The following is a 6,332-nucleotide window of genomic DNA, read 5'->3' as shown; positions in this document are numbered from 1 at the left end:
TTCGCTGGATCGTCCGGAGGTGGCGATGCTCAGACTGCGAATGCTGCTGGCGGTGCTGGTGGCGATGATGGTTTCCGTGTCTACGATCGGCCCGGCCGGCGCCAGTTCGCCGGGCGAGACGTTCCGTAACCCGATCAAGCTGGGCGCCGCCGATCCGCAGATCGTGTACGCCGGCGGTTACTACTACCTGACGTATACGCAGGGCGACGTCATCACGTTGACCCGGGCGACGTCGATCAAGGGACTCGCGACCGCGACACCGGTGAAGGTGTGGGACGGATCCAGCGGCGCGGCGATGGGTGCGTGCTGTGACATCTGGGCGCCGGAACTGCATCAGATAGGCGGTCGTTGGTACATCTACTACACGGCGGATGCCGCGTCCGGCGACTTCGGCAGTCACAACATGTACGTGCTGCAGTCGGCGGGCAGTGATCCGCTCGGGTCGTACACCAACCATCAGCTGACCAGCGACGGTGCGTTCTCGATCGACGGCACGGTGCTGCAGCAACCCAACGGTTCGCTGTACCTGATCTGGTCGCGAATCCCACCAGGCGATCCGAACAACGAACAGGACATCGTGATCGCACCGATGAGCGATCCGCTGACGGTCAGCGGCGGCTTCGCCACGCTGTCCCGCCCGACCAATACCTGGGAACAGGACCGGGGGTGGGTCAATGAGGGCCCGACCGTGCTGCAGCACGGCGGAAAGACCTTCATCGTGTTCTCGGTCAGTGGTTGCGCCTCGCCCAACTACGGCCTGGCGAGCCTGACACTGACCGGCAGCAACGTCATGAACCCGGCGGCGTGGACCAAGTCCTCGTCGCAGATCTTCTCGCGCGCGGACGCCAACTGGGTCTACGGGCCGGGGCACAACAGCTTCTTCACCTCCCCGGACGGGACCGAGGTGTGGAACGTCTACCACGCCGTCGGCAACTCCGCGGGCAGCTGCGGCGGCGACCGGTCGGCCCGGGTGCAACGCGTCAACTTCGCTGCGGACGGTACGCCGGATCTCGGCGTACCAGCGGCCACCTGGCAGTCGCTGGCGCTGCCGTCCGGCGACCCCGGCCTCCCGACCGTGCCCACCGGTACCTATCGGCTGACCCCGCAGAACGACACCGGGAAGGCGCTCGACGTCGGCGGCTGCGTGACGACCGACAACGCCACCGTGGACACGTACAAGTACTGGGGCGGCGATTGTCAGAAGTGGAACGTCACGCCGGCGACTGGAGGTGCGTACAAGATCACCGCGGTCAACAGCGGTCTGGCCTTGGAGGTGCTGGGCTGTAACCCGGCGCGCGCGTCACAAGTCGACATTTATCCCTACCGCGCCGGCGACGGGTGCCAGCAGTGGTATCTCGACCCGGTCGGCGACGGGTCGTACCGGATCAGCCAGCAGTCCACCGGACAGGCCCTCGACGTCGCCGGCTGCACCACGAACGACGTGAACGCCGTGGACATCTGGCCGTACTGGGCCACCGGCTACGGCACCTGCCAGCAATGGCGGCTTGACCCGGTCTGATCCTTGATGCCCGCTTGCTTCGGCGGTCGCCGAAGCAAGCGGGACCTAGGGCGCGGGCATCTCGGCGGGTGCGTTGGCGCTCGGCCGGCTGCTCGTGGGCAGCGTGGTACTCGGGATCGTGCGCTCTGCCTGGTCGGGGTCGCGATCTCGCGTTATCGCGTGAGGCCGGCGATCAGGGTGGCGAGGCCGGAATCGAAGCCGCTGTCGAAGTCGTAGGCGAGTCCCTCCGGGCCGAGTTCGGCGACGATCCGGGTGAGCGTCGGCGCCTTCTCGGGCGGCAGGTCCCGTACCCGAGCGAGCAGATCGGGCGCGAGTTCGAAGGTCTCGGCCTGCACGGACGTCTCGCCGAGTGTGAAGCCGTGGATGAAGTCGACCAGGGTGTTCGCGGCCTCGAAGATCTGCCGCGGAGCGAGGCCGGCGCGGTCGAGCGCGCGGTAGAACGGCTCCATCGTCACCACCACGACGCTGGAGACGGCGGAGGTGTCGGACAGCACCTGGAGCGCGAGGTTCGGATGGGCGCGCAGCCCGTTCCGGTACGCCCGGGCGGCGTCCTTCAGCTGCTCGTCCCACGGCACGGCGGGCCCCGGGTCGGGCAGTTCCAGCTCGGCGAAGACCAGCTCCGCGAGGCCGGCCAGTACGGCGGCCTTGTTCGGCAGGTGGTGGTACAGCGACATCGGGTTGACGTGCAGCGTCGCCGCGAGCCGCCGCATGGTCAGCGCGTCGATGCCCTCGTCGTCGACGATCCGCAGCGCCGCGGTCAGGATCGCGGTCCGGCTCAGGCGCTCCTCCCCCGCGCGCGGCCGTCCGGAGCGCTTGCCGACGTTAACCATACGCCGTATGGTACATAATCGTACAACGTATGGATACAGGAGGATGCGATGCAGGCGTTGGTGGGGAAGGTGGCGCTGGTCGCCGGGGCGACCCGGGCGGCCGGACGCGGGATCGCGGTCGAGCTCGGCGCGGCCGGTGCGACCGTGTACGTGACCGGCCGCAGTACGCGGGCCGGGCGGTCCGAGATGGACCGCCCGGAGACGATCGAGGACACGGCGGAGCTCGTCGACAAGGCTGGTGGGCGCGGCATCGCCGTACCGGTGGATCATCTGGATCCGGAGCAGGTCCGTGCGTTGATCGAGCGGATCGAGCGCGAGCAGGGCGCGCTGCACATCGTGGTGAACGACATCTGGGGGCAGCACGGCGAGCCCGAGTGGGACAAGACCGTGTGGGAGAGCGACCTCGCGGGCGGGCTGCGGTTGCTGGAGCTGGGCGTCAACACGCATGTGATCACCGCGCACTACGCGCTGCCGTTGCTGATCAAGTCGCCGGGTGGGTTGGTGATCGAGATCACGGACGGTACGGCGGAGTACAACGCGGAGACGTATCGCGTGTCGTTCTTCTACGACCTCGCGAAGGGCGCGGTCGGCCGGATCGCGTTCGCCCTGGCGCACGAGCTGGACAAGTACGACGCGACCGCCGTACTGCTGACGCCCGGGTGGTTGCGGTCCGAGGCGATGCTCGACGGGTTCGGCGTCCGCGAGGACAACTGGCGGGACGCGACCGACCAGGTCCCGCACTTCGCGATCTCGGAGAGCCCGTCGTACGTCGGCCGCGCGGTGGCGGCGCTGGCCGCCGACCCCGACGTACGGCGCTGGAACGGCAAGTCCACGTCGAGCGGCGAACTGGCCAAGCTGTACGACTTCACCGACCTGGACGGCAGCCGCCCCGACGCCTGGCGCTACATCGTCGAGGTAGAACACGCCGGCAAACCCGCCGACACCACCGGCTACCGCTAACTAGACCTTGTACGCCGGGCAGACGTCGTCCCCCGTTCCAGCGGAAATGACCGGCTCGCCTGTGGATGACAACGCAGCATGCGGATGTGCGGCCGCGATCGGAACCCCCATCGCGGCCGCCAACGCCAGCACCTCCCGCCGCGAGGTCACCGCCATCGCCGGATCCTGTTCATAGGCATACGTCAACTCGGGTCGCCGCGCCTGCGCCGCATGCACCAGCACATCCCCACCGAGAATCGCCCGCTCCGTCACCACCGACTGATGCCCAGGCGTATGCCCCGGTGTCGGCAACAACCGAACCCCTCGCATGGCCGCGGCCCCGTCCACCACCCGCAGCTGCCCAGCCTCCACAATCGGCCGAATCCGCTGCTCGTACGTCACCCCACCCCGCACATGCTCCAGCTCATCCCGCTGCACGATGTACTCCGCCCGCGGAAACCACGGCCGCACCCCGTCCGACAGCCACCCCACATGATCCAGATGCACATGCGTCACCACCACCGCATCCACGTCCTCGGCCCCCACCCCTACCTGCCCCAACAACCCCGGCAACCGCCCCGAAACCCCCAACCACTCCGCCGCCTCCCCACCCGCCGGCCCAACCCCCGCATCAACCAGCACCACCCCCGCCTCCGCCACCACCAGATAACTATGAAAATGCAGCAACCACGCGTCCTCCCCCACCCCCGGCAACGCAACCTCGACCCGCTCCGGAAACACCGCCACCGCATCACACAGCACCGTCACGTCCATCAAAGGCTTCCCTTCCACGGTTGCTCGGTGGCCCATCCGGCCGGAAATCCGAGCTCGTGAAGACCACGTCCACAAGCAGGGATCTCCGCGCTCAGCAGGTCACGAACCTGCCTGGTCCACTGCGGTGCCTGCCCGGTGCGAGACAGCAGGAACGCAATGATGCACAGCGTCGAGTAGATGCGGGAGTGCGAGACCTCGCGGCGCGCGAGATGGTGCAGAGCCGGGATCGATCGCAGGTGGCGTGGTGCGATCTGGTCGACCAGGTTCCGGTTCCACAGACGAGAGTGGTGGGCGCAGACGTTCCGGACGTCGTTGAGCACATCGAGCCGAAGTCGAGGATCTCCGTCACCACCCAGACCGGGAGCCGGCCGTCGTACTTGCTCTGGAGGTGCTGGACGAAGTCCTCCGAGGACCTCGTCTGCGCGGCGAGAACCTTGCGCAGCCATCGGTCATGGGTGCTTGGCTGCCCAGCGCTCGACTGAGTGAACCGGCCGTCGAGGTTGCCGGCGTCCAGGTGTGCGTACGCGCCTCGGCGACGGAGCGTGAATCCGATCATGACGCGGAGCGCGATCTCGACCCGTTCCAGAGCGTCGAGCAACCGCAGCTTCAGCCGGCGGTCGGCGTCGTAGAGCCGAATCACCTGCCGAAATGTGGTCCCCTCGACAAAGCGATCCTCGCGGCGATGGTGGTCGAGCCTCCTTCGGTAGACGTACCAATAGCCGCTCAAACGGTAATAGCCGAGAACACTCAGCAGCCGCTCCGCCTCAGCGTCGTCGTCGATCACCAGGCCTCTGCTCTTCAGTAGTCGGATCTGGTCGGCGAAGGCGAGGTGGGGTTTGGCGTAAGTTGCCACGAAGTCCCCCAGGTAAAAGAAAACCAGCCCGTGCCCTGCAAGGCAGAGGGGCTGGCCGTGTTGATAAGAATCATACACCGAGTGACGCCGCGTGCGGCCGACGATCTTCAGGCTGTGGATATCAGCTGAGGAGCATCCAGGTGGCGAGGGTGGTCATGAGGAGGGCTATGGCGGTGTCTAGGAGTTGCCAGGAGCGGGGGCGGGTGAAGAGGGGGGTTAGTTTGCGGGAGAAGAAGCCCAGGGAGAAGAACCAGAGGAAGCTGGCGGTGACGGCGCCGAGGCCGTAGAGCCAGCGGCCGTTGGTGCCTCGTTGGTTGGCCAGGGAGCCCAGGAGTACGACGGTGTCCAGGTAGACGTGCGGGTTGAGGTACGTGAAGCCCAGGCAGGCGAGTACGACGCTGCGGAGGGCGGCGGGCGCGTGGTCCGCGAGGGTGATGGCGCCTGGGTGGAAGGCGCGTTTCGCGGCCAGGAATGCGTACGTGTAGAGGAACGCGGCCCCGCCGAACTTCGCGATGTCCAGGGCGAGTTGGCTGCGGGTGAGGAGTGCGCCGAGGCCCAGGATTCCGCTGGAGATCAGCAGGGCGTCGGAGAGTGAGCAGGTCAGCACCACCGGGAGTACGTGCTCGCGGCGCAGGCCCTGGCGGAGTACGAAGGCGTTCTGGGCGCCGATCGCGACGATCAGCGACAACGACGTGACGAATCCGGCGAGCAGGGGCATGTCTTCGACCGTAGGCAGCGGACGACGTTCAAGCCAGCTAAAGATTCTGAAGTACCGTTAGAATTGTGCAATTCGACTCGGTGCAGCTCGAGACGTTCGTGGCGGTCCTCGACGAGGGCAGCTTCGACGCGGCGGCCCGGCGGCTGAGCGTCACGCCGTCCGCGGTGAGCCAACGGATCAAGGCGTTGGAGAGCCGGCTCGGGCAGGTCGTGGTGATGCGCGGCAAACCCGCCCGGGCGACCGCGGCGGGGGAGGCGCTGCTCCGGCTCGCGCGGCAGGTCGCGTTGCTCGAGGTCGAGGCGATCGCGGCCGTCCGCGGTACGGTCGACGCGCAGCGGATCCCGATCGCGGTGAACGCGGACTCGCTGAACAACTGGTTCCTGCCGGCGATGCTCGACCTGTCCCGGACCCACGACGCCCGGTTCCTGGTGCACCAGGAGGACGAGGAGCACTCGGCGGAGTACCTGCGCAACGGTACGGTCCTCGCCGCGGTCACCGCCGACCCGCGCCCGGTGCAGGGCTGTCGCGTCGTACCGCTGGGCACGATGCGGTACCTCGCGCTCGCCACCCCGGAGTACGCCGAACGCTGGCTGGCCGGCAAACCGTTGCCTGAGGCCCTTTCCGAGGCGCCGATAGTGATCTTCAACGAGAAGGACGTCCTGCAGCACCGGCTGCTCCGCAAGGTCACCCGCCGGAAGC

The 6,332-nt window shown here is 67.6% G+C and carries 7 protein-coding genes; 3 read left to right on the top strand and 4 right to left on the bottom strand.

Features of this window, described 5'->3' with window-relative positions; translation table 11 throughout:
- Positions 1-1,519: family 43 glycosylhydrolase (locus VFF46_RS26775; protein ID WP_325039986.1), on the top strand; the 1,519-nt coding region annotated here is incomplete at its 5' end.
- 152 nt (positions 1,520-1,671) lie between these two features.
- Here VFF46_RS26775 and VFF46_RS26770 read toward each other — a convergent pair.
- Positions 1,672-2,349, bottom strand: a complete 678-nt coding sequence (locus VFF46_RS26770) for a TetR/AcrR family transcriptional regulator (protein WP_325039985.1) — start codon at positions 2,347-2,349, stop codon at positions 1,672-1,674.
- Between the two features lie 48 nt (positions 2,350-2,397).
- Here VFF46_RS26770 and VFF46_RS26765 point away from each other — a divergent pair, with 48 nt between their 5' ends.
- Positions 2,398-3,309, top strand: coding sequence for an SDR family oxidoreductase (locus VFF46_RS26765; RefSeq protein WP_325039984.1), 912 nt, complete (start codon positions 2,398-2,400; stop codon positions 3,307-3,309).
- Here the strand turns inward: VFF46_RS26765 and VFF46_RS26760 are convergent, their stop codons facing one another.
- From VFF46_RS26760 to VFF46_RS26750, 3 genes are all read right to left on the bottom strand, one after another.
- The gene (locus tag VFF46_RS26760) at positions 3,310-4,062 is read right to left on the bottom strand and encodes an MBL fold metallo-hydrolase (protein WP_325039983.1); all 753 of its coding nucleotides are present in this window, start codon (positions 4,060-4,062) and stop codon (positions 3,310-3,312) included. It abuts the gene before it with no gap.
- A gap of 91 nt (positions 4,063-4,153) precedes the next feature.
- Positions 4,154-4,846: an Abi family protein gene (locus VFF46_RS26755; RefSeq protein ID WP_325039982.1), complete on the bottom strand. Its 693-nt coding sequence runs from the start codon at positions 4,844-4,846 to the stop codon at positions 4,154-4,156.
- A gap of 190 nt (positions 4,847-5,036) precedes the next feature.
- Positions 5,037-5,633 carry a LysE/ArgO family amino acid transporter gene (locus tag VFF46_RS26750; RefSeq protein ID WP_325039981.1) on the bottom strand — a complete coding sequence of 199 codons (597 nt, stop codon included), beginning with the start codon at positions 5,631-5,633 and terminating at the stop codon, positions 5,037-5,039.
- Between the two features lie 65 nt (positions 5,634-5,698).
- Between VFF46_RS26750 and VFF46_RS26745 the strand changes: the two genes are divergently transcribed.
- Positions 5,699-6,332, top strand: a 634-nt coding sequence (locus VFF46_RS26745) for an ArgP/LysG family DNA-binding transcriptional regulator (protein WP_325039980.1), incomplete at its 3' end; no start/stop codon positions are given.

This window comes from Kribbella sp., assembly GCF_035655035.1.
GTDB lineage: Bacteria > Actinomycetota > Actinomycetes > Propionibacteriales > Kribbellaceae > Kribbella.
The sequence above is the reverse complement of the archived record's forward strand: the minus strand, read 5'-3'. Positions and strand labels throughout refer to the sequence as shown.